Raw genomic sequence first — 24,903 nt, 5'->3', positions numbered from 1 at the left:
GCCGTTGTATATGGCAAGGTCAGCGGTGGCGCGGTTACAGCCCCAGCTGGTGGGCGGTGACGATGGCCGCCAGCACATCCTCGGCGGTGACCTTGAACGGCATATTGTGGATGGTCTCCCCCTCGGCGGTGGAGGCTTTGGCCACCTCCATCAGGCGCGCCATATCCAGCTCCTTGACCCCCATCATATGCAGGTTGGTCGGCAGGCCGATCGAGCGGCAGAAACCCAGCACGGTTTCGATCTCCGCCATCGGGGCGTTCTCCAGCACCAGCTGCACCAGGGTACCGAATGCCACTTTCTCACCGTGGTAGAGGTGGTGACACTCGGCCAGCTGGGTCAGGCCATTGTGGATGGCGTGGGCGGCGGCCAGTCCGCTGCTCTCGAAGCCGATGCCGCTCAGATAGGTGTTGGCCTCGATGATGTTCTCCACCGCCTTGGTGCAGAGCCCCTGTTCCACCGCCAGCTTGGCCTTGTAGCCATCGGCCAGCAGGGTCTTGTAGCAGAGCTCGGCGATGGCCTGCGCCGCCAGCGTGGAGGCACCCCCGGCCATGGTCTGGCAACCGGAGACCTTGTTGGCGCGCGCCTCGAAGTAGGTGGAGAGCGCATCCCCCATGCCGGAGACCAACAGCCGTACCGGAGCGCGGGAGATCACGCCGGTATCCATGATGACCATGTTGGGGTTGGTCGGGATCATCAGGTATTCGCTGAACTGCCCTTCCGGGGTGTAGATGACCGCCAGCGCGCTGGTCGGCGCATCGGTGGAGGCGATGGTCGGCACTATGACCACCGGCACCTTCTGGTAGAAGGCGACCGACTTGGCGGTATCCAGCGTCTTGCCGCCGCCGATGCCGATGATGACGTCAAACGGGGTCTGGTTGCAGCGGGCCAGCAGGCGGTCGATCTCGGGGCGGGAGCACTCGCCATTGAAGCAGTCGAACTCTGGCTTGATACCGGCGCCGTGGAAGCTGGTGGCCACGGTATCGCCCACCAGCTTGGTGACGAAGGCGTCGGCCAGAATCAGTGGCTTGGCGCCGAGCGCTTTAACGTAGTTGCCGATATTGGCGAGGGCCCCGTTGCCTTGCACGTATTTGCTGGGGCTGATGATAATGCGGTCCATATTCTATCCCTCTCTCTTTATGAATTAAGAATCGGGGCGAAGGGGCGGCAGTGCCGGGGACTCCTTCGTCTTCTTTTTACTTGCACGAAAGTGGTGCTGCACAGGCTCAGCGAGCGAGTGCAGCCCCTTGAAACAGTGGCGTGCGGCGTCAGTCGCCGAAACGCTCGTCGGCCAGTTGCTGGAAGCAGGTCAATGCGGCGGTGGCATCTTCCCCACGCGCCAGCAGGGTGAGCGTGTCGCCCTGACGCACGTTGAGCATGGCGAGCCGGGTCAGGCTGCGGGGATTGGCCTCTTTGTCCCCCTTTTGCAGCTTGAGTTCAGCGGCAAAGGGTTTGAGGGCGGCCACCAGTCGGGCGGCGGGGCGCACATGCAGGCCGTGGGGGTTATCCACCACTACCTCGCAGCGCATCCAGTCGTCGTCGGGGGCTGGAGCGGCCTCGACATCCTGCGGTTCCGCCTTGCCCGGCAACATCGCCTGTTTCGGCCCCAGCGCGCCGAGTGCCTCGGCGGCCACCTCATCCAGCGTCAGGCCGGAACCGGCTGCCACCACGGCGGCCAGGGTGCCCTCGACCAAGGGAGCGGGGCAGAGCCGCACCCGGGCGCTTAACTCGGGAGGCAGCAGTTCGAGGGCGGTCTCGGCGCTCAATAGAGCGCTGCCCAAGTCCATCAGCACCAGCACGCCGCTGCCGTCATCCGCTTCTTCAATCGCACTCATCACGGCGATGGCATCGGTGCCGATGGGGTGGTCGGGGTCATCGACCCCGGCCGCCAGCAGCAATCGGGCCGGGCTGCCGAGCTGGTCGGCCAGTGCTTTCAAACCGGCCGCCAACATGGCGCTGTGAGAGACAACTACGATTCCGATCATGTCACAACCTCGCTCTGTCACGCAGGGCGGTCAGCAGCAGCAGGGTCGAGGTGGCCCCGGCATCCTGATGGCCGATGCTGCGTTCGCCAAGATAGCTGGCGCGCCCCTTGCGGGCCTGCATCTGGATGGTGGCCTCGGTACCGGCTGCGGCAGCTGCCACCGCCTTGTCCAGCGCCTCGTTGAGCGGCAGCTCTTGCTGCTGCGCCTGTTGCAGGGCGGCCAGCGCTGGCCACCAGGCATCGCACATGGTCTTGTCGCCCGGCTCGGCACGGCCGCGGGAGACGATCCCCTCGACCCCGTCGCTCAGCATTTTGCACAGCTGACTGAGGCTCAGGCTCTGGCAGGCGTCGGTGCTGGCCGCCGCCCGGATAAAGAAGGTGCCGTAGAGCGGGCCGCTGGCGCCACCGACCGAGGAGAGCAAGGTCATACCGGTGGTTTTCAGTACCTGACCGATATCCTTGTCTGCCACCGCGGGCAGCTTCTCGGCCACTTTAGAAAAGCCGCGCTGCATGTTGAGGCCGTGGTCACCGTCACCGATGTCGGTATCCAGCGCGGTGAGGTAGTCACGCTGCTCGGTAAAGATGTGTTCGCAGTCGAGCAGCCAGTTGACGATGTGATGCTTGCTTAACATGGGTTCTCCTTAGCAGCCGCGACGCAGGGCGGGGGTGTGAACGGGGGCATCCCACAGGGTCATCAGTTCATCATCCACCTTGAGCAGGGTGATGGAGATGCCGGTCATGTCCAGGGAGGTGCAGTAGGGGCCAATCAGGTTGCGCACCAGATGGATGCCCGCCTCTTCGCACAGGGTGGCGAGGCGACCATAGACGCCATAGAGCTCGGAGATGGGGGTGCCGCCGAGGCTGTTGACCAGTGCGATAACCCGATCGCCCTTGTTGAGCGGTTCGATAAAGGTGTGCTCTTCCTGCCAGTTGCCGGAGGCTCTGTCCCAGTGACGCAGAGTACGGCCATAGGGAGTGTTATCCGCCAGCTCGCTGAACATGTCATCCACCAGGGTATTGAGGTCGGTGAAGGGGCGGCGCTCGATGCCGGGTTCACCGTGAATGCCCACGCCGAACTCCATCTCGTTGTCCGCCAGGGTGAAGGAGGGCTTGCCAGCGGCAGGCACGGTACAGGCGTGGGTGGCAACGCCGATGGTGCGGCTCTGGTTGTTGATGCGGCGGGCCAGTGCCTCGCAGCGGGTCAGGTCATAGCCCGCTTCGGCAGCGGCCCCCACCAGTTTTTCGCATAGCACGGTAGTGGCTACGCCACGGCGGCCGGCGGTGTAGAGGCTGTCTTTGACCGCCACGTCGTCATCGATCAGCGAGAAGCCGACCTTGACGCCGTCTCCGTGCAGCAGTTCGACTGCGGTCTCGAAGTTGAGCACGTCGCCGGTGTAGTTCTTCACCAGAAACAGCACGCCCGCGCCGCCATCAACGGCCTGACCGCACTCGTACATCTGATCCGGTGTCGGGGAGGTAAAAATCTCGCCGGGGCAGGCGCCATCCAGCATCCCCTTGCCCACCAGACCGCCGTGCATCGGCTCGTGGCCGCTGCCACCGCCGGAGACCAGCGCGACCTTGCCCATCACGGGGGAGTCGGCGCGGGTGATGTAGTGGGGTTCGATACGTACCTTGAGCTCGGGGTGGGCGGCAGCCATCCCCATCAGTTGTTCACGGACCACAGCATCGACGGCATTGATCAGTTTCTTCATGGCTCACTCCTTGGCTTGCCACCGCACGGGTGGGCAAATGGTTGATAGAGCCAGTCTAACGACAGAAAAAAGGATAAAAATGACGGTCGGTTTGGTTCTGATTTGAAACAGCTAAGGGGAGGTTGGTGTTTCAATTTGAAACTACGTGGGGCAAACGGGCGGGAAACTGTTAGCGGCCTCACAGCCATGAAAAAGGGCCCCGCAGGGCCCTTGGCTATAACCGGAATATACGGGCAGGTTAGATGGCCCAGCCACCGGCATAGAAGATCACCAGCGCCAGAGCGATGATGACGGTGCCGATGTTCAGCTTCTTCCACTCGGCAGCGAAGATGCGGCCAACGACCAGCGCCACGAAGCCCAGCATGATGCCGGTCACGATGTTGCAGGTCAGTACGATGAAGACGGCGCACAGCATGCCGGCCAGGGCATCGACCGAGTCATTGAAGTCCAGCTTGGTGACGTTGCCCAGCATCAGCAGGCCGACGTACATCAGCGCCGGTGCGGTGGCGTAGGCAGGCACCAGGTAGCTCAGCGGGGAGAGGAAGATCATCAGCAGGAACAGCACGCCGACCAGCGCAGCGGTCAGACCGGTCTTGCCGCCAGCCGCAGTGCCTGCGGCAGATTCGATGTAGACGGCAGCCGGAGCACCACCTACCACGCCAGCGACCATACTGCTGACGGAGTCGGCAGTCAGCGCCTTGCCGCCGCTGATGATGTGGCCACGCTCGTTGATGAGGCCCGCCTGACCGGCCACGGCACGGATGGTGCCGGTGGCGTCAAACACGGCGGTCATCACCAGCGCCAGCACGGTCGGGATGACCACAGGATTGAGGGCACCCAGCAGATCCATGCTGCCTACCAGCGAGCCTTTCTCGCCGGTCAGGCTCGGCATGGCGAAGAAGCCCTGCCAGGTCACTTTCGGATCGAAGATGAGGCCGAGGATGGAGATGGCGATGATCACCATCAGGATGCCGCCCGGCACCTTGCGACGCTCCAGACCGAAGATGGCGGCCAGACCCAGCACCGTCATGATGACCGGGAAGGAGGTCACTTCACCCAGTTGAACCGGCAGACCGGCCCCTTCGTTCTTGATCACCATGCCGACGCCGTTGGTGGCGATCAGCAGCAGGAACAGACCTATACCAATGCCGGTGCCGTGGGCGATGCCGGAGGGGAGGTTATCCAGGATCCACTGGCGCACGCCGGTGACGCTGATCAGGGTAAACAGCACACCCATCAGGAAGATGGCGCCCAGGGCGACCGGAATGCTCAGTCCCTGACCCAGTACCAGACTGAATGCGGTAAAGGCGGTGAGGGAGATGGCGCAACCTATGGCCATCGGCAACTTGGCCCACAGGCCCATCAGCAGGGAGCCGAAGGCGGCGATCAAGCAGGTCGCCACGAAGACGGGGCCCTGCTCGAAGCCGGCGGCACCCAGCATGTTCGGCACCACTATGATGCTGTAGACCATGGCCAGGAAGGTGGTCAAACCGGCCAACAGCTCCTGGCGCACACTACTGCCGCGCGCAGAAATGGAAAAATAAGAGTCCAAAAAGCCGCCCTTTGCTCGGTTGGCGGCCATATCTTGCTTTGCCATAACTTATCCTGAAAGTGTGAAGGAAATCGTTTGCTTTTGTGGCGCGCAAAATAGCAAGAATTCGCGGCAAATACAGCGGATAACCTGACTTTTTCGTCACTATTTTACATTTTGAGCTCACTTGGAGCTCATTGTCAGACTCAAGCGGTGAGAGTTGTGTAAGGAAGGGATCAAATGGTTGGGCGGTGGGAGAACCGTGAGGAAAAAATCGGGGAACAACAAAAAACCCGCCTAGGCGGGTTTTTTTAATTCTTGCAGAGCTGTCAGCGATTGGCGTGAGCCATCAGCGGCATGCTCAGGCTTGAATTACAGACCAACTACGTTGGCAGCAGCCGGGCCTTTCTGGCCTTGCTCGATGGTGAACTCAACGCGCTGACCTTCGTCCAGGGTTTTGAAGCTGGTGGACTGGATAGCGGAGAAGTGTACGAACACGTCTTTGCTGCCGTCAGCCGGGGAGATGAAACCAAAACCTTTCTCAGCGTTGAAGAACTTAACGGTACCAGTCATTTTGTTAGACATAATAATTTCCTTAAATAGTGTTGAATGCCACCTAGATGGCAATTTTTGATTTTTCGTCAGCAATACGTATGGGGAGCACTAAAGAAGGAGAATTATTTGATAAGAATTATCCGAGGATAACGCTTATGCTAATCACTGCTTTACTAAAATGACTGCCTAACATAATCAGGTCTGAACTGCCGAACCATCGAGAAAGATTAAAACACGCTCTCATTTTTAAAGCAAACTTTATCTCGATATTAATGTTTTGTAACAGCCGAAAATCTCATCTTTTATAGTAAACATGATGTATTTCAACTGCATAGCGAAATCAGCAAAGATTAGCCTTACCCTCTAGAAAGCCGGATTTGGCTTTTTTGTCCTGACTATGTAGCCAGTTCTGGCAAAAAATATGAAAAAACGAAAGGGTGGCGATGGCTGGGGCGTCAGTTTGCTTGGGTGTAGAACCCGTCATGCAAAGCAACCATTTGACGCTGGGATGAACGCCAGAGCAGTGAATCAGTTAACAAGATAACAAGACCACATCGGATTCATCGTGCGCGGGCCAGAAATGCAAACGCCCGCTGGCACCAAGTGCGAGCGGGCGTTTTGGAAGCTGGGGGTCAGCGCTTGCTGCGAAACTTGTTGCTGACCGAGTCGATCCAGCTGAAGGTTTCTGGCAGTACCTGATTTTTGGCGCGTTCTTTGGCTTTCTCGCGGGCCAGCTTGGAGGCTACCTTGGCCGCTTCGGCGCGGTCGGCCACAATTTTCAGGCGACCCTCTTCGCGGATCTTGTTCCGCTCTCCGTTGGTCAGCTGGTGGTCTGCATTGGCTTGTGCCTTTTGCAATAACAAGGCTATCTCGGCTTTTTCAGCCTCGGTCAGATCTTTCATTTCCAGCTTTTTCACGGCGCGCTCCTGCGGCAGGGGGGTTAGATACCCTAACACAGTTGTGCCGATCACTTCTTATGCAATCGGCATTTAGGCCGCAAAAATGCGGGTTTGTGCCAGATCTCCGGTATTTCGCTGCCACTTTACCGCCTGTTTGCCACATTTCAGTTTATTGCGAGAGGGGATAGTACGCCTTGCTCCTCCGGCTCGACGTGGATCAGTACGATGGCGTGGGGCAGTTGTTGCATGATGGCGTGTTCGATGCGATCACAGATGTCGTGGGCTTCGCCGATGCTCATCTGCGGGGGCAGGGTGAGGTGAAAGTCGATATGGCGGCGGCGACCGGCACGACGACTGCGCAGATCGTGAAAACCGCTGGCGGCGGGGCAGCACTCGGTGATGATGCGGCTGGTCATCGCCAGCTCTTCCGGGCTCATGCTCTGGTCGATCAGAGGTTGGAAGGCCTCGTTGAGCATGCTGATCGCCTCTCTGACAATAAAGATGGCGACGGCAATGGCGACCAGCGGGTCGAGGATGGCGAGGGAGTGGCCGAACAGACCGGCCAGCCAGATGCCGCCAAGACCGGCGGCCACCCCGGCGGAGGTGAGCACGTCAGCCTTGAGGTGGAGTGCATCGGCAGCCAGCGCGACCGACTCCTCCTCTCTGGCGACTTTATATAGGTAAGCCGATACCCCGCTGTTGACCAGCGCCGAGATCACCATCACCAGTACGCCCCAGCCAATGCTCTCGATGGGGCTGGGTGAGATCAGCTTGTCGACGGCTTCGAAGATGATCCAGCCTGCGGCCAGCAAGATAAGCAGTGCTTCGATGACGCCGGAGACATTTTCAATCTTGTCGTGGCCATAGGGGTGACGCTCGTCGGGCGGGAGATCGGATTTTTTTACTGCGAACAGGGCGATCAGGGCGGCGACCAGATCCATCGCGGAGTGGATGGCCTCCGAGATGATACTGACCGAGCCACTGGCGAAACCGGCTACGACCTTCATGATAATCAGACTGATATTGGAGCAGACCGACACCATGGCGGCTCTGGTTTTTCTGTTCATGTCACAGCTTCCTGAATAAAAACGGATATTTCGGTGCGGCGCGCATTATATCTGGCTGACCGGAAATAACCTATTCGGTGTTGTAACCTGATGTTTCTGGTGATATTGCGAATGCTTATGAAAATGGTGACGGCTTGAGCGGCAATAAATATTGAGTGAGGTTTATATTTATCCGTAAAAATATCTAGAAAGTGATGCGTTAATATAAGCATGACAACATTTAATAATGCGAATTACTCTTTTTTGGTCTTTCATGTCGAGGTTGTGTGGCGTCAGTGTTCCGGAGGCTGAGCACTGCATTTTTTGGGCGAGAATGAGGCTGGATCCGGATGCCGCTGGAGGGTATGCTGAGTCTGGTGATGGTCTTGCACCATCCCACCAAGCGTACTGAAGTTGATGATTCGGATGGCATGCTGGCTCCCATGAGGAACCAACTGTCTGGGTAACATTTTTGGAGTTTGATGATGAGTAACAAAGAACATCACAACGGCAAAGATGCCAAGAAAAAACCGCAGATGTCACTGAAAGAGAAACGCGAAGCCAAACGTCAGAAAGCAGATCTGAAAAACGGCAGCGCAATGAAGTAACGCTCCTTTACTGCTGTTCCTTCGGAGCCAGTACAAAGCCAGCCTGTAATGGGCTGGCTTTTATGTTTCCGAGTTCGGGGCTGTCGTCTTGAACTGATGAATGTCTAGGGCTTGGCGCCGTACACCTCGAAAATTCGCTGATAACTGCCATCCTTTTTCATGGCCTCAAGACGAGCGTTGAACAACTTGAGGGCATCAGCCGAGCGAAAGGCGAAGTGATAGACAGTGGGTGGGAAGAGGTCCGCTTGCCTGACCTGGCTGCGTTCGTAGCGCTCGCCAGCCTGCGCCGTGGCGATCAGCTGGTCCAGATAGTAGTAGAACACCCGCTCCTCCAGTACCACCGCATCGACCCTGCCGCGCATCAACTGATGAACCTGTCCCTGCTGCTTGGCCACCTCCTCATAGTGGGGATTCTGGTTGGCCATGGTGGCAAACTCGCCCCCCAGAATGATCCTTGCCCGTTGAAAGGCGGTGACTCGTTTTGAATGCAGATCGTCCAGGATACTGATATGGGTAGTGCGTAGGCTGAAGATCCGGTTATGGAAGGTAATGACGGGGCGGGTCAGAAAGAGGGTATCAACCATGCCGGGTCTGACGTTGATAATGGCATCCAGCTTGCCCGACTCGAACAGGCGGAAGGTGCGCTCCAGCGGCAGATATTCAAAGCTGGGCTCATAGCCGCTACCGGCGAACGCCTCTTTCAACAGATCCAGTTCGATGCCGCGGTTATCGCCTTCGATGACATAAGGAGGGATGGCAAAGCTGACCCCTACCTTGAGCGGTTGTGCCAGTAGTTGTCCGGGGAGAAAAATCGCCAGCAATAGCAGCATCCGGGCAATCGGTTTCATCGCACCTTTCATCAAGTGCTCCTGTGGCGCCGGTTCATGGCTGAATATGGGCCGTCACTAATAGAATACTCTTCCCTGCTGGTAGAGGTGCTCGGCTTGAATTAAAAAGACCCTGTTTTATCAGGGTCTTTTTAATATGTCTGTTCTTAGAACGGGATATCGTCGTCGAAATCCATCGGTGGTTCGTTATATACCGGCGGCGCAGATTGTGGCTGCTGGGCCGGACGGCCATAACCGCCTTGCGGCTGCATGTTTTGCTGCGGAGCCGGCGCCGGGCGCTGCTGGTTCATCGGCTGCTGGGCAGGCATGCTCTGCTGCGGCTGACCCCAGTTACCCTGGGATTGGCCACCCATGTTCTGGCCCATACCCTGACCGCCTTGTGGACGGCCACCCAACATCTGCATCACGCCAGTGAAGCTGTCGACCAGCACTTCAGTGGTGTAACGCTCCTGGCCGCTCTGATCTTGCCATTTGCGGGTTTGCAGTTTGCCTTCGACATAGACCTGGGAGCCCTTCTTCAGGTACTCGCCAGCCACTTCGGCCAACTTGCCCATGAAGACAACGCGATGCCATTCGGTACGCTCTTTCTGCTCACCAGTCTGCTTGTCGCGCCAGGTTTCAGAGGTAGCCAGAGTAATGTTGGTCACAGCACCGCCACTCGGCATGTAGCGTACTTCCGGGTCTTGCCCGAGGTTACCGATCAGAATGACTTTATTGATGCCTCGACTGGCCATAATCTCTCTTCCACCTTTATATTCCGGCCAGACTGAAAGCCTGGGCCAACCAAATGAGTTACCGCGCTTTTATCTTTCCCCATGTTGTTATCATATTGAACAACATAGTTTTTCTATATCCGTTGCAGCAATCAGGCTGATGTTTATCCATTACCTGGCTCACGTTTAGCCCCCAATAGTAACAGTTGATCACTCCGCGGGCGAGCGGTTGCTGGCATGGATTGAGGGTGGGGCCCCCTGCTTGGTCAGGGGATGACGGCGCTGTTGTTCACCGTGAAAAAGGATGATGGCGATAGATAATGCCTGTCTATTCATCCAGTAGTCTCTATGCCATACTGACTCGCTCAGGTTTCCGTATCGAGCGTGCAACAAGATGGAAAAGATCGTGGTCCGGGGTGCTCGCACCCACAACCTCAAGAACATCAATCTGACCCTGCCCCGCGACAAGCTGATCGTGGTCACCGGCCTATCCGGTTCGGGCAAATCCTCTCTGGCGTTCGATACCCTCTATGCCGAGGGGCAGCGCCGCTACGTGGAGTCGCTCTCTGCCTATGCCCGCCAGTTCCTCTCCCTGATGGAGAAGCCGGACGTCGACCATATCGAGGGACTCTCGCCCGCCATCTCCATCGAGCAGAAGTCCACGTCCCACAACCCGCGCTCGACCGTCGGCACCATCACCGAAATCTACGACTACCTGCGTCTGCTGTTTGCCCGGGTCGGTGAGCCTCGTTGCCCGACTCATGCCATCCCGCTCGCCGCCCAGACCATCAGCCAGATGGTGGATCAGGTGCTGGCCCAGCCACAGGGGAGCAAGCTTATGCTGCTGGCCCCGGTGGTGCGCGATCGCAAGGGGGAACACGCCAAGCTGCTGGAGAATCTGGCGGCGCAGGGCTATATCCGGGCCCGCATCGATGGCGAGGTGTGCGATCTCTCAGACCCGCCCGCGCTGGAGCTGCACAAGAAGCACACCATCGAGGTGGTGGTGGATCGCTTCAAGGTGCGTGACGACCTGGCGTTGCGGCTGGCCGAATCGTTCGAGACGGCGCTGACCCTCTCCGGTGGCATCGTGCAGGTCGTGCCGATGGATGGAGAGGAGGGGGCTGCCCCCATGACCTTCTCCGCCAACTTCGCCTGCCCGGAGTGCGGCTACTCCATGTCGGAGCTGGAGCCGCGCATCTTCTCCTTCAACAACCCGGCCGGTGCCTGCCCGACTTGTGACGGCCTCGGGGTGCAGCAATATTTCGATCCGGCCAAGGTGATCGGCGATCCTGCCATCAGCCTGGCCAACGGCGCCATCCGTGGCTGGGACAAGCGCAGCTTCTATTACTTCCAGATGCTGAAATCCCTCTCCGAGCACTACAAGTTCGATCTGGATACGCCGTGGGAAGATCTGCCGCCGAAGACCCAGGAGGTGATCCTGCGTGGTTCTGGCCGCACCGAGATCGAGTTCCGTTATATGAACGATCGCGGCGACGTAGTGGTGCGCAAGCACCCGTTCGAGGGGATCCTGCACAACATGGAGCGGCGCTATCGGGAAACCGAGTCCAACTCGGTGCGCGAAGAGCTCTCCAAATACATCGCCAACAAATCCTGTACCAGCTGCGGTGGCAGCCGACTGCGGGAAGAGGCGCGTCATGTCTTCGTCGACAACCGCAACCTGCCCGCTATCGCCGAGCAGTCTATCGGTGATGCGCTCGCCTTCTTTGAGGGGCTGAATCTCACCGGCCAGCGCGCCCAGATCGCCGAGAAGATCTTGAAAGAGATCGTCGAGCGACTCGGCTTCCTGGTGAACGTCGGTCTCAACTACCTGAGCCTGTCGCGCAGCGCCGAGACCCTCTCCGGTGGTGAAGCCCAGCGCATTCGACTGGCGAGTCAGATCGGTGCCGGTCTGGTGGGGGTCATGTATGTGCTCGATGAACCCTCCATCGGCTTGCACCAGCGCGACAACGAGCGGCTGCTCAAGACCCTGACTCACCTGCGCGATCTCGGTAACACGGTGATCGTGGTGGAGCACGACGAGGATGCCATTCGCCTCGCCGACCATGTGCTCGATATCGGTCCGGGGGCGGGCGTGCATGGCGGCGAGATTGTTGCGCAGGGCACCCCCCAGCAGATCATCGACAATCCGGAGTCGCTGACCGGTGACTACCTCTCCGGCCGCAAGCAGATCGCCATCCCGGCCGAGCGCACGCCGCTCACCGGCAAGTGGCTGAAACTCAAGGGGGCGAGCGGCAACAACCTGCGTAACGTCAATCTGGATCTGCCCATTGGGGTGATGACCTGCGTCACCGGCGTCTCCGGCTCCGGCAAGTCGACCCTGATCAACGACACTCTGTTCCGAATCGCCCACCGTGAACTGAACAAGGCGACCGAGTCTACGCCTGCGCCCTATCGCAGCGTCGAGGGGCTGGAACATCTGGACAAGGTGGTGGATATCGACCAGAGCCCCATCGGCCGTACGCCGCGCTCCAACCCGGCCACCTACACCGGTCTGTTTACCCCGATCCGCGAACTGCTCTCCGGCACCCAGGAGGCGCGCTCGCGCGGCTACCAGCCGGGCCGTTTCTCCTTCAACGTCAAGGGCGGTCGCTGCGAGGCGTGTCAGGGGGATGGGGTCATCAAGGTGGAGATGCACTTCCTGCCGGATGTCTACGTGCCGTGCGATGTCTGCAAGGGCAAGCGCTACAACCGCGAGACCCTGGAGGTGAAATACAAGGGCAAAAACATCCACGAGATCCTCGACATGACAGTGGAAGATGCCCGCGAGTTCTTCGATCCGGTGCCGGCAGTGGCGCGCAAGTTGCAGACCCTGATGGATGTGGGCCTCTCTTACATTCGCCTTGGTCAGTCAGCGACCACTCTCTCTGGCGGCGAGGCGCAGCGTGTCAAGCTGGCGCGGGAGCTCTCCAAGCGGGATACCGGTCAGACCCTCTATATTCTGGACGAGCCGACCACCGGGTTGCACTTCCACGACATCCAGCAACTGCTCAAGGTACTGCACCAGTTGCGGGATCGCGGCAATACCATCGTCATCATCGAGCACAACCTGGATGTGGTGAAAACAGCCGACTGGATCGTCGATCTGGGGCCGGAGGGGGGCGCCGGTGGCGGCCGAATTCTGGTGACGGGGACGCCAGAGGAGATATGCGGCCATAAAGAGTCTCATACAGCACGTTTTTTGCGACCGCTATTGACCAGATAAACCGTTATAATCGGGGGGCCTTTGGCCCCTTTTTACTATGAAGTTCGGGAGCCTGCAGGTGCGGCTCGTGTGATGCGGGCAGGCTGGGTATCACGGCATCATGGTAATGGATATATCGGGTTATGGCTCAGGCTCCGCGCACGATTGATCATCAGTTGGCTTACTCCATGTTCCCCATCTGGCTGGGGGCTATCCTGCTGCTATTGTTCCTGCTGGCATGGGCCCAGATCCCGGCGGCCAGCCGGATTGAAGAGCAGCGCATGAAGGATCACCTGCTGCGAGTTAGCCGGGTGGTGCAGTCCGATGTCGCTGCTCTCGATGCATTCAGTCGGGATTGGGGCATCTGGGATGATAGCCACCGCTTTATAGGCAACAGAAACAGGATGTACATCGAATCCAATCTGTTCAACGACATGCCAATGCGGGATTTCAGCCTCAACCTGATGAGCTTTATGGATCTCGGGGGGCACGAAATCTGGACGCGCACCCTGCTGCCCGATGCGCCCGGGATCAATCCTGATCAGTTTCCCTATTTCCTCGACGAGCTGAAAAAACAGCTCAAAGAGCAGTCTATGGCGCAGGGGGGGGCCAACCTGCATGGCATTCGAGCCTCCCAGTGGGGGCCACTGATGTACTCCTGGCAGCCGATCAGAAACAGTGACGGCTCTGCGCCGTTCAACGGTTTTTTGCTGGTGATGCGTTGGCTCGACACCGCTTATCTCGAGCAGGTATCGCAGCGAACCGAACTGCCACTGGCGATCTCCCATACCAATCTGGATGTCACCGCCTCCTTCAAACCGTTGAAATCGCAAATGACCTATCGCCTGATTGACCTGGGGCTGGATCGGCTGAGAGGAGAGGTGCGGCTGCTCAACAGCGATAACCTGCCGGTGTTGACGCTGGTCATCGAGGAGGAGCGCAAAGTATTGGGTAGTGTGCTGGAAGGGGCGCTCTGGACCTTTGTGGGCATGCTGTTCATCAGTTTTATCTGCATCATGATTGCCATGTACCGACTCAACAGTATTGTGCTTACCCCGTTGCAGCAGCTGGTTTCAGCGTTGCAGCGTTTTGGCGATCGGCCAGATGCCAATTTGATCCCGTTTATCGACAGCAGTGCCGAAATGGCGACCTTGAGTGGCAAGTTCAGGGAGATGGCCAGCAAGGTCAGCCAGCAACACGATGCGTTGCTGGAGCGATCCTGTCAGATGGAGATGGCGGCGTTCACCGATCCCTTGACCCGTTGCTTCAATCGCCGTTATTTGGATGGCTGGTTGCAGGCTAACGGAGCCAAGCCTTGTCTGCTGTTGCTGCTGGATCTCGATCATTTCAAACGGATAAATGATCGATTTGGTCATGACATCGGGGATCTGGTGTTGAAGCAACTGGCTGAACTGCTGCGCAAGCTGGTGGTGAGTGAATCAGAGCCGATTATCCGACTGGGGGGAGAGGAGTTTTTACTGTTGTTGCAGGTGGATAACGAACAGGAGTTGGCGCTGCGAGCCGAATACCTCAGGCTGCGTGTTGCCCAGCACCGCTTTGGTTTCGAAGACAGGCCGCTATGGTTGACGGTGTCGTTGGGATACTGTCGCTATCCGTTGCATCCGGAGTATCCGGATTCATTTTGGAGCCACAGTTTCAAGCTGGCTGATATGGCGCTTTATCAGGCCAAGCTGGGAGGGCGCAATCGGTGGTGCGGGTATGGTGGTTCCCCGTCTTCTCGCGATGTGATGGGCCAGACCCCGGAACAACTTGTCGAAGGGGCGGTTCTCACTCAATACTCATCTGCAAGCCTTGATTAACCGTGTTTTACCAGGACCAGATAGGCCAGCGCGACAATAAAACCGAGCAGGATAAAGAGAAAGGATCCGATTCCCCACACGGCCGCGAGAAAGGCCCCCACCTTTTGCCATCTCGACTCATTCTTCATAAATAAACCATTACTTCCCAATAACTTGCGTGGCGCAAAAATACGCTGATTTGCTCATCTTAACAACAATTAATCGTTGTCCTACATGGCTGTAAGGTGTCATTGACATGCGCCTTTTGGCGTTGGGTGCAGGCGGCGCAGGCATCCAGGAATGGGCATGGCGGCGTGTTATCTGGGGGAACGACAAGATTGGGATGGTGCGCAAAGATGTCACAGCAATCGATTTATTTCTGTGCAACTTTTGCTTCAGGTCAATAACTTTGCATTTACAAGGGCATATAGTCAGCGGGCTTACAGCATCAAATGAAAACAAAAAAAGGGATTACGTGATGAAAAAATTACTTCCTCTGATGATTGCCGCTGCAGTGACCTCTCCCTTCGCCATGGCCCACCAGGCTGGCGACATTCTGGTTCGTGGTGGTTTGGCATTTGTATCGCCGCAGGAAAGCAGCACGCCTGTAGAGCTGGAAATTAATGACAACATGCAATTGGGATTGACTCTCTCTTACATGATTACTGATAACTGGGGTGTTGAGTTGCTGGCTGCAACGCCCTTCTCTCATTCAGTCAAACTGGGTGGCTCTGAAGTTGCCAAGATCAAGCATCTGCCGCCGACTCTGATGGGTCAGTACTATTTTGGCGATGCTCAGAGCAAGGTTCGCCCGTATGTCGGTATTGGCGTGAATTACACCACCTTCTTTGATGAAGAGGGCCGTGGTGCATTGTCCGGGACCGATGTCAAAGTCGATGACTCCTGGGGTGTTGCCGGACAAGTTGGTATCGATATGGCGATCACCGATCGCTGGTTTGTGAATGGCTCGGCCTGGATCATGGATATCGATACCGATGTACATACTGCGATTGGCACCATTAATACCAAGGTCGACCCGATGGCCTTTATGGTAGGTGTCGGCTACCGCTTCTAATGATTCTGACTGCGGTTCTGAAAGGATCGCGGAAGATAGCAAAGTACGTCTCTTTCAGCCCGGCTTGTGCCGGGCTTTTTTTATTTGACTGATCTGGTCCGGTCCGGACTGTGATCCAACCCGATACAAATCAATTAAATACCCACAGCTTTATTTCAGTTATTCGCCACCCCTGCCGATAGTGACTATGTTCACTTTACCTTCCCCCAATGAGTGAGGATGTCTCCATGGGTTTATCTATCGTGCAGCGGATCATCGCCGGATTTGTGTTGATGCTGCTGTTGCTGATCCTGCTTGGCGTGATCAGTACCTTTAAAATCAAGGGTATAAATGACGGCCTCTCCGCCGTATCTGACCGGGCAACCCCGCTGGTGGTGGCTGTCGCAGGTCTCAAGGGGGCGCTGCAGGATAGCAACCGCTGGGTGCTGGTCTACCGCACCAGTGAAGATGCCGCCCAGTTGCCGCAGCTGGCTAATCAGTTCAAGGAGCAGCAGAACCGCTTCGCCCAGCTGAGTCAGGAGATGGGTAAATTTACCGGCGTGGCGGATGCCCGCGCCCGCTTCCAGCAGGTCGAGAGTGCCACCACGCAATTTTATGGCTTGGCGGATCAGATGCTGGCCCAGCATCGGCAGTGGGTCAGTGCACTGGATCAGCGCCACAAGCTGGAGATGGAATTTATCCGGCTTGAGGATACCTACCAGTGGGCGGCGGATCTGCTGCTGCAACAGACTGCTAGCAAACGCTCCATGCGCAACAAGGCGGAGCTCATTACCTCCGGTATCGCCCGCGATCTGAAGAATATCCGCCGTGCCGGTGCCAAAACCGATTTGAACGAGCTGGAAAAGGTGTTGAGCAAGGATATCGAGATGGCGCGCAAGCGTCTGGAGCGAGTGACGGTGCCGGATGATGTGAAAGCGCGCTTTGTCTCCAATCTCGACCGGATGCAGGAGTTGGCGCTTGGTGCTCAGGGATTGCTGGCAACCATGCGTCAGGCTCAGCAACTGGAGCTGTCGCTGGCCACTCAGAATCAGCAGCTGGATGCCAGTCTGGTCAACAGCCTCAATTTGCTCGATGAGATGGGCAAGTCTGCCGGTGCCATTGCCAGCGATAGCCGGATCAATGCCGATGCGGCGGTCAGTAGCGCCAGCTTCTGGATCCTGGTGGTTGCCGCGATGTCGGCTGCTGCGGCGCTGGTGATCGGCTATACCACGGCGCGCAGTATTCAGCGTCCGTTGCAGATGATCAACAAGGAGCTCGATTACATGGCGGCCGGTGACATGACCCGCCGCATTAACTACCGCAGCAGTTGCGAATTTGGCACGCTCTCCCGCTCCATCGATACGCTGGCAGGCAAGACCGGCGAGCTGCTCTCCCAAATCAATGCGGGCTCACGTCATCTGGTGGATGAGGCGAGCCGTGCCGCCGAGATCAGCGAACGGGCCATGTCCCGGGTGCAGGAGCAGAAGAGCCAGACCGATCAGGTGGCCGCCGCCATTACCGAGCTGGAAGTGAGCGCCACCGAGGTGGCCCGCTCTACCGATGGCACCAAGCGGGAGGTGGATCTGGCCGATGAAGAGGCGCGCAGTGGTCGCCAGAAAGTAGCTACCACTCGCCGGCTTACCGAGCAGTTGGCCGGTGCCATGGAAGAGGCGGTCGGGATCACCTACAAGCTTGGGGAATTCAGTAACAACATTGGCAGCATTCTCGATGTGATCCGCAGTATTGCCGAGCAGACCAACCTGTTGGCTCTGAACGCCGCCATCGAAGCGGCTCGTGCTGGCGATGCCGGTCGCGGTTTTGCGGTGGTGGCCGATGAGGTGCGGGCATTGGCCAATCGCACCCAGACCTCGACCGAAGAGATCCAGGGGATGATTGAGAACCTGCAAAGCTCCAGCAAGCATGTGGTTGAAGTGATGGGGCGCAGCCAGGAGCAGACCCAAAGCTGTGTCGAGCAGACTCGCGAGATGGATGTGGCGCTGCAATCCATTGCCGATCGGATGGGGGCCATCAAGTCGATGGCCGATCAGGTGGCCCATGCCGCTCAGGAGCAGATCTCCGTCAGTCAGGGGGTTGCTCGTCATATTGCCGGTATTGCCGATGTGGCATACGAGACAGAGCGGGAGGCGCGCGAATCCGCCAGCAGCAGCGAAGTGCTGGCCGACCTAGTCGCCAAACAGCAGCAATTGATCGCACATTTCAAGGTCTAGGAGGGCTTATGTCTAAAAAGTGGATTGGAGCCCTGAGTCTCCTGTTGTGTGGCCAGCTGATGGCCAGTGAGCTGGTGATTGAAAGTTGGAGAACCGATGACAAGGCGCTGTGGGAGCAGAAGATCATTCCGGCGTTTGAGGCGGCGCATCCCGGCATCAAGGTGAGTTTTCATCCGGTGCAGAACGTCAATTACATGCCCACCCTGTGGGAGAGTCTGAAAGGGGGCAAGGCGGGGGATCTGATCACCTGCCGTCCGTTTGATGATTCGCTCGCCCTGTTCAAGGCGGGCCATCTGGCCGAGCTGACCGAGATGGCGGGGATGGAGAACTTCCCGAGTTTTGCCCAGTCACCCTGGCAGACCGATTCCGGTGCCCAGACCTTCTGTGTGCCGATGGCCTCGGTGATCCATGGCTTCTTCTATAACAAGAAGATCTTCAGTGAGTTGGGGCTCACATTGCCGCAAACCCGCGATCAGTTCTTTGCGGTACTGGACAAGATCAAGGCCGATGGTCGCTATGTGCCGCTGGCCATGAGCGGCTCCGAGAGCTGGGTTGCTTCCGAACTGGGCTTCCAGAATATTGGCCCCAACTACTGGAAGGGGGAGGACGGCCGTCTGGCGCTGATCGGCGGGCAGGAGCGGTTGGATAACCCGCAATATGTGAAGGTGTTCGACGAACTGGCCCGCTGGCGCTCCTACCTCGGTGAGGGGGGCGAGAGCCGCGATTATGCGACCAGCAACGAGTTGTTCACCTCGGGCAAGGCCGCCTTCTACGTGGCGGGCTCTTGGGAGATTGCGCCCTTCACCGACAAGGTTGATTTTGGCGTCATGCGTCCGCCGGTGGCCAAACAGGGTGATGGCTGCTTCTTTACCGACCACACCGATATCGGTATGGGGATGAATCCGGCCAGCAAGAACAAAGAGGGGGCAATGGCCTTCCTGCAGTGGCTGACGACGCCGCAATTTGCCGAGCTCTATACCAACTCGTTGCCGGGATTCTTCTCCCTCTCCAACCACTTCTTCGATGTCACCAATCCGGCGGCTAAAGAAATGATGGAGTGGCGCGATCAGTGTGATTCGACCATTCGGGTGGCGACCCAGATCCTCTCTCGTGGTACGCCCAAGTTGGGGGATGAACTGGCCGAAGTGAGTCAGGCGGTGCTGCTTGGCAAGATGGAGCCCAAGGCGGCCGCGGATCGACTGGAAGGTGGCTTGAAGGGCTGGTATGCCCCTCATCAGGGCAACAAGGCCAAGAGCGCGGATTGTCAGTGTGATGCCGTCACGCCAGCTCCGGTTTCAGCACCGGCTGCTGTGTCCGCTGCACCCGCGACCAGTGACACGCCGGCCGTGGTGACACCCGCTGTGACTCCCGCAGAACCTGCATCAGCTGCGACGGCGCCAGTCCCCGCTCCTGCGGCTGATGTGGAGCAGGCGCTCTCCAACGAGCTGGAAGCACCGCAGCAATAACTCATCAGCATAAATAACAAGCGGGAGGCATCAGCCTCCCGTTTTTATTGATGGCTCGCGGCCAGAGCGAATCGCTTTATGGTGTGTCGTGGGGCCAGCGACAGAGGCTGCCGATGCGGGCTACCGGGGCGAACCCCAGAGAGCGGTAAATGCGCTGGGCATGGTAGTGCTCGTCGGCCACGATGATCAGCTGCTTGGCGCGGGACAATCCTGCGCGAGCTACTTGACTCAGCAGCTGGCGGCATAACCCCTGGTTGCGCCACGCCTGGTGAGTGCGTACCAACTGGAAACGACCCAGCGTGCCGCAGAAGAAGAGACCACAACTGGCGACCAGTTGCCCCTCTTGCCAGATCCCCCACCAATCCCCGAGCCCATCGGCAATCATGGCCTGATAGAGCGCCCGGCGGGATTGCAGATAGGGGAGATAACTCTCTGCCGTGTGCCCCTCATCCTTCTCATGGAGTTCGAAGTCGAGCCACTCTTGCCAATCCGCAGTAGTGAAGGTGCGAGCCTGGGGACCATTGATATCACCATGAGGCTGCCAGCTCTGCTTATCCAGCGCCAGCACCACGCACTCCATATACTGGTATCCCGTTGCGACAAAACCGGCGATCCGGCTGTTTTGCCCTGCTGCCAGTGGCCACTGGAAGGTGCGATGGCGGACTCTGTGGTCGTGACCGATCAGTTGATCAAAGGCGGCTTCCAGCCAGCCTTTGTCACGGTCGCTGGGCGGGGTGGTGAGCAGCAGGTAGTTGCCAAAGTAGTAGTCGGGAGCATCCGGTGTGCGAACCGCCCAGAACTGCTCATGCTGAGTGACCTCGCCTTGGTAGCGATCAAACAGCAAGTCGGTGGCAAAGCCGGGGTGGGTATCCATGATGGTGCTCCTGCAAAGACTCATTCTGTTATCGGCAGGAGTGGGAAATAGATGAAAAGGGGCCGGAGAATCCTCCGGCCAAACAATCACACGCAGATTCAGAACGTCCAGGACGATCTGGCCCCATCATAACTCGACTGGGGCGATTTTGGGATGGGCACTTTTCGGTTACGTACCGTTAATTTTGTAAATATGACGTTCGTCAGATCGGATGTGAGGTAAATCCCTGTTGACTTTGTATCGTTTTACTCATAAATATAAAGACGTTTAGACGTCCAAACATCCGTTTTGACGTAGGAAGATGGATTGCAGGACAGGGAGAAGAGCAGATGGGATTTCACAGTGCACGTCAGGTTGAGGCGCTCAACCAGAGCTTGGCAGATTTGAATGGCGATATATCGGTCAGTTTCGAGTTTTTTCCGCCCAACAGTGAAGGGATGGAGAATACCCTCTGGCAGTCCATCGAACGGCTAAAAGTGCTGGAACCCAAGTTCGTCTCTGTCACCTATGGCGCCAACTCCGGCACCCGTGATCGCACCCATAAGGTGATCAAGGACATCAAGGAGCGGACTGGTCTGATTGCGGCGCCGCACCTGACCTGTATCGATGCCAGCCGCGACGAGCTGCGCACCATCGCCCGCGACTACTGGAACAGCGGTATTCGTCATATCGTGGCTCTGCGCGGTGACTTGCCGCAGGGGTTGGACAAGCCGGATATGTATGCCACCGATCTGGTTGCCCTGCTCAAGTCAGAGGCTGATTTCGATATCTCGGTTGCCGCCTATCCGGAAGGCCACCCGGAGGCCAAGAGTGCGCAATCCGATCTGCTCAACCTCAAGCGCAAGATCGATGCCGGTGCCAACCGCGCCATCACCCAGTTCTTCTTCGATGTGGAGACTTACTTGCGCTTTCGGGATCGCTGCGCCGCCATCGGTATCGATGCCGAAATCGTGCCGGGGATCCTGCCGGTCTCCAACTACCAGACGCTGGCCAAGTTTGCCGGTTTCACCAACGTGAAGATCCCGCGCTGGATGCATCAGCGTTTCGAGGGGCTGGATAACGATCAGATGACCCGGAATCTGGTGGGAGCGAGCATCGCCATCGATCAGGTGCGCGTGCTGAGTCAGGAGGGGGTGAAAGATTTCCACTTCTATACCCTGAACCGCTCCGAGCTGACCTATGCCATCTGTCATACCCTGGGGGTTCGTCCCAAGGGCTGACCATTGGTCACCGCGATAAAAGCAAAAAGCCAATGAGTTGCTCATTGGCTTTTTCGTTATGGCCGTTGCTTAAGGCCGGGTCACCGGGATCTCTTTCGGTTCAAGATCGATAACCGCATTACCGGCCGCCCCCGGATACTGGTGATAGACCTGATCCTGCTCCAGGGTGTAGAAGGTATCCAGATAGTCATCGTTGTTGGTCATCCAGGAGTCGGGCAGCGCCTTGACGATGCGACCGCCGAGATCGAGGAAGGGCAGCGCTTCCGGCACCCCACCCGCAGTAAAGCCGAGCTTGAGGGCTTCAATCAGCAGAGCGCTCAGCTCCTTGTAGTTGACGTTGTCATCCTGCTCCATCATCACCACGTCGACGGCACCCCAGCGATAGCGATCCCAGTAGACCAGGATCTGGTTAGGGGTGTAATCGGTGTTGTCATAGTCGAGGTAGGGCATGTCGACAATATCGACCACTGGCTCATCCCGACCGGGATTGACCCCTGCGACCACCGCATACACTTCGGCCGCGCCGAGCAGCCAAGGTTCCTGATCATCCTTCAGTCTGATCTTTTTCAGGACACTGGTCTTGAGCGGCGCCGTGCTGGCCGCCGCTTGCGGGGCGCTTTGCAGATCCGCATCGGCCAGCGCCTTGCGCATCACCTTCAAGCCTGCATTTTTGGCTTTGACGGGATCGGCTTCGACCACCAGAACCGGCCGGGCCGGTGCCTTGTCCACATCCAGATAGACGGGATTGCCGGCGCTGTCGAACGCCTCGATCGCGCTCCAGCTCTTCTCATCCCCGCTCGGAACATAGGCGACCAGCGGTTCGACGCCCTGTTGCAGTGCGGCGGCCTGATCGGTGTTGGCCAGCCGCAACTGCATCAGTTGCTTGACCTCGCCATCCAGTCCTTGCCGATTGATGGCCGCCTGGTTGGCATCGGTCGCCTGCCGTTTAAGGCGCGGGCTGGCTTTTTGCAGCAGGTTGGGAAGCGGGCTCTGGTATTGCTGATTGCTCAGCAGGGGCAGCAGGTTTTTCTGCTGAAGTGCGAGCTGGCGAGCCAGCTCTCTGTCCGTGTCGGCTGCGTGTGCCGTGCTGACGCCCAGAAGCGCCAGCAAAATGATGAAAGCCTGATGTTTCATTATTATTCTCCGTTGCATGAACCTGACAGGGCAACATGTCCGGGAAGAGTGGTGCCCTGACACCAATAGAGGGTAATTAGTTTCATCTGTGAACTAATTTTTCCGGATCTTGCGCAGGTCATCACGGTTTGATGTCTCATTGATTTTCTTGTCGATATAAATGAAGCCAGTGCAAGGCAAGTCCGATGAGCAGACCCCAGCAGGCTGCTGCGATGCCGAGCAGACTGATCCCGGACGCGGTAATGATGAAGGTAAGCAGCGCAGCTTCTCGCGCTTCATCCTGGTGCAAGGCAGAGTGCAGGCTGCTGCCGATGGTGCCTAGCAGGGCCAATCCGGCGATGCAGTTGACAAGGGCTGCCGGGAAGGCACTAAACAGGGCGGCGACGGTTGCGCCAAAACAGCCGGTCACAAGATAAAAGCAACCCGCCCAGACCGCAGCAGGCCAGCGGCGCTTGGTATCCGGGTCGACCTCTTTGCCCATGCAGATGGCGGCGGTGATGGCGGCCAGATTGAAGGCATAGCCGCCAAAAGGGGCCAGCAGCAGGCCGGTCAGGCCGGTCCAGCTGATCAGCGAGGAAGTGGCAGGCTGATAACCATGGGCCCGCAAGATGGCGATCCCCGGCATGTTTTGCGATGTCATGGTGACAATGAACAGCGGCAGTGCGATGCCAAACAGGGCATCAAGGGAGAAGGTTGGCCAGGTCCAGACCGGGCTGGCGAGCTGCCAGTGCAGGGCTGCCAGCTGCAACTCCCCCCGCACGCTGCAGATCAGCATCCCCACTCCCAGCACCAGTACCATGGTATAGCGGGGCCAGAGATGACGCCCCAGTAGGAAGGTCAGCAGCAGGGTGCCAAGCAGCAAGGGATCTTGCGGGGCGACCTTGAACAGATCCAGCCCGAATCTGAGCAGCACGCCAGCGAGCATGGCGGCGGCCAGTGGAGCCGGAATATGTCTCATCAAACGGTCGAACCAGCCGCTGATGCCACACAGAGTGATCAGCAAGGACGAGATCACAAAGGCGCCGATGGCTTCCGCCAGAGTGAAGTTGCCCAGCGTGGTGATCAGCAGTGCCGCGCCCGGGGTGGACCAGGCGGTCAGTACGGGCATGCGGTAATAGAGAGAGAGGCCGATACAGCTCACCCCCATGCCGATCCCCAGCGTCCAGAGCCAGGAGGCTACTTGGGCAGTATCAGCACCCGCCGCCGTGGCGGCCTGGATGATCAGGATGACGGAGCTGGTGTAACCGACCATCACGGCGATAAAACCTGCGACCAGATGGGGGAGGGCGAAGGGCATTGGGCTTCCTCTTGGCGTTGTGACGCGCTGTGCGTTATTACGTACAATCTGGTTTTGACTATATCGTCGTGCGCTATAGCGCACAAGGCGCATTGTGCAAGAGTAATAAAGAGGCAGTTATGCAAGAGATGAGTCAGCATCTGGCTGCTCGACTGAAGGAGCTGCGCAGCGAGCGCGGCTGGAGTCTGGATGCCGCCGCGCGCGAAACGGGTGTCAGCAAGGCGATGCTGGGGCAGATTGAGCGGGGGGAGTCCAGCCCGACGGTGGCAACACTATGGAAGATTGCCACCGGTTTTCGAGTCTCATTTTCCAGTTTCATCGAGCCCGCACCAGCCGCGCAGGAAGAGGTGCTTTATCGCACCGCCGATGCCATTCGCCAGCAGCCAGCGGGAGAGGGCATGCAAGTGGCGCCGCTCTTCCCTTATGAAAACCGGTTTGGCTTCGAATTGCTTGAGCTGACCCTGTTGCCGGGTTACCAGCGTGAATCCGAGCCCCATGAGCCGGGAGTGACCGAACATGTCATCGTCATCAGCGGCATGATGGAGGTGCTGGTGGAAGGGGAGTGGCACTCACTGGCGCAAGGGGAGGCGGTGCGCTTTGCTGCCGACCGCCCCCACGGTTATCGCAATCTGGGCATTGCTCCGGCTATTTTCCACAACCTGATCCACTATCCGGTGGCAACACCCTGAACATGCCCTGCAGAGATCAACCCGGTCGGCCATCAGCTCTGGGGCTG

Annotated in this window: 22 protein-coding genes (1 of these 22 only partly in view); 8 read left to right on the top strand and 14 right to left on the bottom strand. The window is 58.1% G+C overall.

The genetic code is table 11. From position 1 onward, the window contains the following. Window positions 1-34: 34 nt before the first annotated feature. From I6G90_RS13620 to I6G90_RS13585, 8 genes are all read right to left on the bottom strand, one after another. Window positions 35-1,117, bottom strand: coding sequence for a glycerol dehydrogenase (locus tag I6G90_RS13620; protein WP_197927929.1), 1,083 nt, complete (start codon window positions 1,115-1,117; stop codon window positions 35-37). 148 nt (window positions 1,118-1,265) lie between these two features. After that, the gene (dhaM, locus tag I6G90_RS13615; RefSeq protein ID WP_197927928.1) at window positions 1,266-1,982 is read right to left on the bottom strand and encodes a dihydroxyacetone kinase phosphoryl donor subunit DhaM; all 717 of its coding nucleotides are present in this window, start codon (window positions 1,980-1,982) and stop codon (window positions 1,266-1,268) included. Between the two features lies 1 nt (window position 1,983). Then, a complete protein-coding gene (gene dhaL / locus I6G90_RS13610; RefSeq protein ID WP_075112818.1) occupies window positions 1,984-2,613 on the bottom strand; it encodes a dihydroxyacetone kinase subunit DhaL in 630 nt (209 codons plus the stop codon). A gap of 9 nt (window positions 2,614-2,622) precedes the next feature. After that, entirely contained in the window at window positions 2,623-3,693 is a 1,071-nt protein-coding gene (gene dhaK, locus I6G90_RS13605; RefSeq protein ID WP_111809263.1) for a dihydroxyacetone kinase subunit DhaK, read from the bottom strand. A gap of 238 nt (window positions 3,694-3,931) precedes the next feature. Next, complete coding sequence (locus tag I6G90_RS13600) at window positions 3,932-5,290, bottom strand: NCS2 family permease (RefSeq protein WP_269668378.1); 1,359 nt, start codon at window positions 5,288-5,290, stop codon at window positions 3,932-3,934. A 306-nt stretch (window positions 5,291-5,596) separates the two neighbouring features. Further along, entirely contained in the window at window positions 5,597-5,809 is a 213-nt protein-coding gene (gene cspE, locus I6G90_RS13595) for a transcription antiterminator/RNA stability regulator CspE (RefSeq protein WP_005316548.1), read from the bottom strand. Between the two features lie 602 nt (window positions 5,810-6,411). Beyond that, window positions 6,412-6,696: a DUF3811 domain-containing protein gene (yjbD, locus tag I6G90_RS13590; protein WP_042063489.1), complete on the bottom strand. Its 285-nt coding sequence runs from the start codon at window positions 6,694-6,696 to the stop codon at window positions 6,412-6,414. Between the two features lie 146 nt (window positions 6,697-6,842). Beyond that, the gene (locus tag I6G90_RS13585) at window positions 6,843-7,745 is read right to left on the bottom strand and encodes a cation diffusion facilitator family transporter (RefSeq protein WP_197927926.1); all 903 of its coding nucleotides are present in this window, start codon (window positions 7,743-7,745) and stop codon (window positions 6,843-6,845) included. Between the two features lie 464 nt (window positions 7,746-8,209). Here I6G90_RS13585 and I6G90_RS21425 point away from each other — a divergent pair, with 464 nt between their 5' ends. Continuing rightward, entirely contained in the window at window positions 8,210-8,332 is a 123-nt protein-coding gene (locus tag I6G90_RS21425; protein WP_111809286.1) for a hypothetical protein, read from the top strand. A gap of 104 nt (window positions 8,333-8,436) precedes the next feature. Here the strand turns inward: I6G90_RS21425 and I6G90_RS13580 are convergent, their stop codons facing one another. Both I6G90_RS13580 and I6G90_RS13575 read right to left on the bottom strand, forming a co-directional pair. Next, on the bottom strand, window positions 8,437-9,192 hold the full coding sequence (locus I6G90_RS13580) for a substrate-binding periplasmic protein (protein ID WP_408628278.1): 756 nt from the start codon (window positions 9,190-9,192) through the stop codon (window positions 8,437-8,439). A 134-nt stretch (window positions 9,193-9,326) separates the two neighbouring features. Next, the gene (locus I6G90_RS13575; RefSeq protein WP_005340181.1) at window positions 9,327-9,914 is read right to left on the bottom strand and encodes a single-stranded DNA-binding protein; all 588 of its coding nucleotides are present in this window, start codon (window positions 9,912-9,914) and stop codon (window positions 9,327-9,329) included. 373 nt (window positions 9,915-10,287) lie between these two features. Here I6G90_RS13575 and uvrA point away from each other — a divergent pair, with 373 nt between their 5' ends. The 5 genes from uvrA to I6G90_RS13550 all read left to right on the top strand — a co-directional run bounded on the left by uvrA (window position 10,288) and on the right by I6G90_RS13550 (window position 19,642). Next, complete coding sequence (gene uvrA / locus I6G90_RS13570) at window positions 10,288-13,116, top strand: excinuclease ABC subunit UvrA (protein ID WP_197927924.1); 2,829 nt, start codon at window positions 10,288-10,290, stop codon at window positions 13,114-13,116. A gap of 122 nt (window positions 13,117-13,238) precedes the next feature. Continuing rightward, on the top strand, window positions 13,239-14,915 hold the full coding sequence (locus tag I6G90_RS13565; protein WP_197927922.1) for a sensor domain-containing diguanylate cyclase: 1,677 nt from the start codon (window positions 13,239-13,241) through the stop codon (window positions 14,913-14,915). Between the two features lie 457 nt (window positions 14,916-15,372). Next, window positions 15,373-15,969, top strand: coding sequence for an OmpW family outer membrane protein (locus tag I6G90_RS13560; RefSeq protein WP_058054129.1), 597 nt, complete (start codon window positions 15,373-15,375; stop codon window positions 15,967-15,969). A 227-nt stretch (window positions 15,970-16,196) separates the two neighbouring features. Continuing rightward, entirely contained in the window at window positions 16,197-18,176 is a 1,980-nt protein-coding gene (locus I6G90_RS13555) for a HAMP domain-containing methyl-accepting chemotaxis protein (protein WP_197927920.1), read from the top strand. Window positions 18,177-18,184: 8 nt separating this feature from the next. Continuing rightward, on the top strand, window positions 18,185-19,642 hold the full coding sequence (locus tag I6G90_RS13550; protein ID WP_197927918.1) for an ABC transporter substrate-binding protein: 1,458 nt from the start codon (window positions 18,185-18,187) through the stop codon (window positions 19,640-19,642). 76 nt (window positions 19,643-19,718) lie between these two features. Here I6G90_RS13550 and I6G90_RS13545 read toward each other — a convergent pair whose 3' ends face one another. Beyond that, window positions 19,719-20,516, bottom strand: coding sequence for a GNAT family N-acetyltransferase (locus tag I6G90_RS13545; protein WP_197927916.1), 798 nt, complete (start codon window positions 20,514-20,516; stop codon window positions 19,719-19,721). Between the two features lie 329 nt (window positions 20,517-20,845). Between I6G90_RS13545 and metF the strand changes: the two genes are divergently transcribed. Then, window positions 20,846-21,736 carry a methylenetetrahydrofolate reductase gene (gene metF / locus I6G90_RS13540; RefSeq protein ID WP_033138589.1) on the top strand — a complete coding sequence of 297 codons (891 nt, stop codon included), beginning with the start codon at window positions 20,846-20,848 and terminating at the stop codon, window positions 21,734-21,736. 69 nt (window positions 21,737-21,805) lie between these two features. Here the strand turns inward: metF and I6G90_RS13535 are convergent, their stop codons facing one another. Beyond that, window positions 21,806-22,870 (bottom strand): DUF3103 family protein, encoded by a 1,065-nt coding sequence (locus I6G90_RS13535; protein WP_197927914.1) that lies wholly within the window; start codon window positions 22,868-22,870, stop codon window positions 21,806-21,808. 136 nt (window positions 22,871-23,006) lie between these two features. After that, window positions 23,007-24,167: a benzoate/H(+) symporter BenE family transporter gene (locus I6G90_RS13530; protein ID WP_197927912.1), complete on the bottom strand. Its 1,161-nt coding sequence runs from the start codon at window positions 24,165-24,167 to the stop codon at window positions 23,007-23,009. A 119-nt stretch (window positions 24,168-24,286) separates the two neighbouring features. Here I6G90_RS13530 and I6G90_RS13525 point away from each other — a divergent pair, with 119 nt between their 5' ends. Continuing rightward, window positions 24,287-24,856 carry a helix-turn-helix domain-containing protein gene (locus I6G90_RS13525; RefSeq protein ID WP_197927910.1) on the top strand — a complete coding sequence of 190 codons (570 nt, stop codon included), beginning with the start codon at window positions 24,287-24,289 and terminating at the stop codon, window positions 24,854-24,856. Window positions 24,857-24,872: 16 nt separating this feature from the next. On the opposite strand, the gene I6G90_RS13520 is transcribed toward I6G90_RS13525, so the two are convergent. Next, a protein-coding gene (locus tag I6G90_RS13520; protein WP_197927908.1) for an NnrS family protein crosses the window boundary here: on the bottom strand, window positions 24,873-24,903 show its final stretch. It continues 1,166 nt past the right edge of the window; the window shows 31 of its 1,197 coding nt (coding positions 1,167-1,197); the start codon falls outside the window, past its right edge; its stop codon occupies window positions 24,873-24,875.

It is taken from the genome of Aeromonas allosaccharophila (assembly GCF_016026615.1).
Taxonomy (GTDB): Bacteria; Pseudomonadota; Gammaproteobacteria; order Enterobacterales; family Aeromonadaceae; genus Aeromonas; species Aeromonas allosaccharophila.
This window is presented reverse-complemented; position numbering and strand designations above follow the sequence as displayed.

Coding starts and splice junctions, on each gene's coding strand:
- I6G90_RS13620 (WP_197927929.1), bottom strand. CDS start 1,117: ATGGACCGCATTATCATCAGCCCCAGCAAATACGTGCAAGGCAACGGG.
- dhaM (WP_197927928.1), bottom strand. CDS start 1,982: ATGATCGGAATCGTAGTTGTCTCTCACAGCGCCATGTTGGCGGCCGGT.
- dhaL (WP_075112818.1), bottom strand. CDS start 2,613: ATGTTAAGCAAGCATCACATCGTCAACTGGCTGCTCGACTGCGAACAC.
- dhaK (WP_111809263.1), bottom strand. CDS start 3,693: ATGAAGAAACTGATCAATGCCGTCGATGCTGTGGTCCGTGAACAACTG.
- I6G90_RS13600 (WP_269668378.1), bottom strand. CDS start 5,290: ATGGCAAAGCAAGATATGGCCGCCAACCGAGCAAAGGGCGGCTTTTTG.
- cspE (WP_005316548.1), bottom strand. CDS start 5,809: ATGTCTAACAAAATGACTGGTACCGTTAAGTTCTTCAACGCTGAGAAA.
- I6G90_RS13585 (WP_197927926.1), bottom strand. CDS start 7,745: ATGAACAGAAAAACCAGAGCCGCCATGGTGTCGGTCTGCTCCAATATC.
- I6G90_RS21425 (WP_111809286.1), top strand. CDS start 8,210: ATGAGTAACAAAGAACATCACAACGGCAAAGATGCCAAGAAAAAACCG.
- I6G90_RS13580 (WP_408628278.1), bottom strand. CDS start 9,192: ATGAAAGGTGCGATGAAACCGATTGCCCGGATGCTGCTATTGCTGGCG.
- I6G90_RS13575 (WP_005340181.1), bottom strand. CDS start 9,914: ATGGCCAGTCGAGGCATCAATAAAGTCATTCTGATCGGTAACCTCGGG.
- uvrA (WP_197927924.1), top strand. CDS start 10,288: ATGGAAAAGATCGTGGTCCGGGGTGCTCGCACCCACAACCTCAAGAAC.
- I6G90_RS13565 (WP_197927922.1), top strand. CDS start 13,239: ATGGCTCAGGCTCCGCGCACGATTGATCATCAGTTGGCTTACTCCATG.
- I6G90_RS13560 (WP_058054129.1), top strand. CDS start 15,373: ATGAAAAAATTACTTCCTCTGATGATTGCCGCTGCAGTGACCTCTCCC.
- I6G90_RS13555 (WP_197927920.1), top strand. CDS start 16,197: ATGGGTTTATCTATCGTGCAGCGGATCATCGCCGGATTTGTGTTGATG.
- I6G90_RS13550 (WP_197927918.1), top strand. CDS start 18,185: ATGTCTAAAAAGTGGATTGGAGCCCTGAGTCTCCTGTTGTGTGGCCAG.
- I6G90_RS13545 (WP_197927916.1), bottom strand. CDS start 20,516: ATGGATACCCACCCCGGCTTTGCCACCGACTTGCTGTTTGATCGCTAC.
- metF (WP_033138589.1), top strand. CDS start 20,846: ATGGGATTTCACAGTGCACGTCAGGTTGAGGCGCTCAACCAGAGCTTG.
- I6G90_RS13535 (WP_197927914.1), bottom strand. CDS start 22,870: ATGAAACATCAGGCTTTCATCATTTTGCTGGCGCTTCTGGGCGTCAGC.
- I6G90_RS13530 (WP_197927912.1), bottom strand. CDS start 24,167: ATGCCCTTCGCCCTCCCCCATCTGGTCGCAGGTTTTATCGCCGTGATG.
- I6G90_RS13525 (WP_197927910.1), top strand. CDS start 24,287: ATGCAAGAGATGAGTCAGCATCTGGCTGCTCGACTGAAGGAGCTGCGC.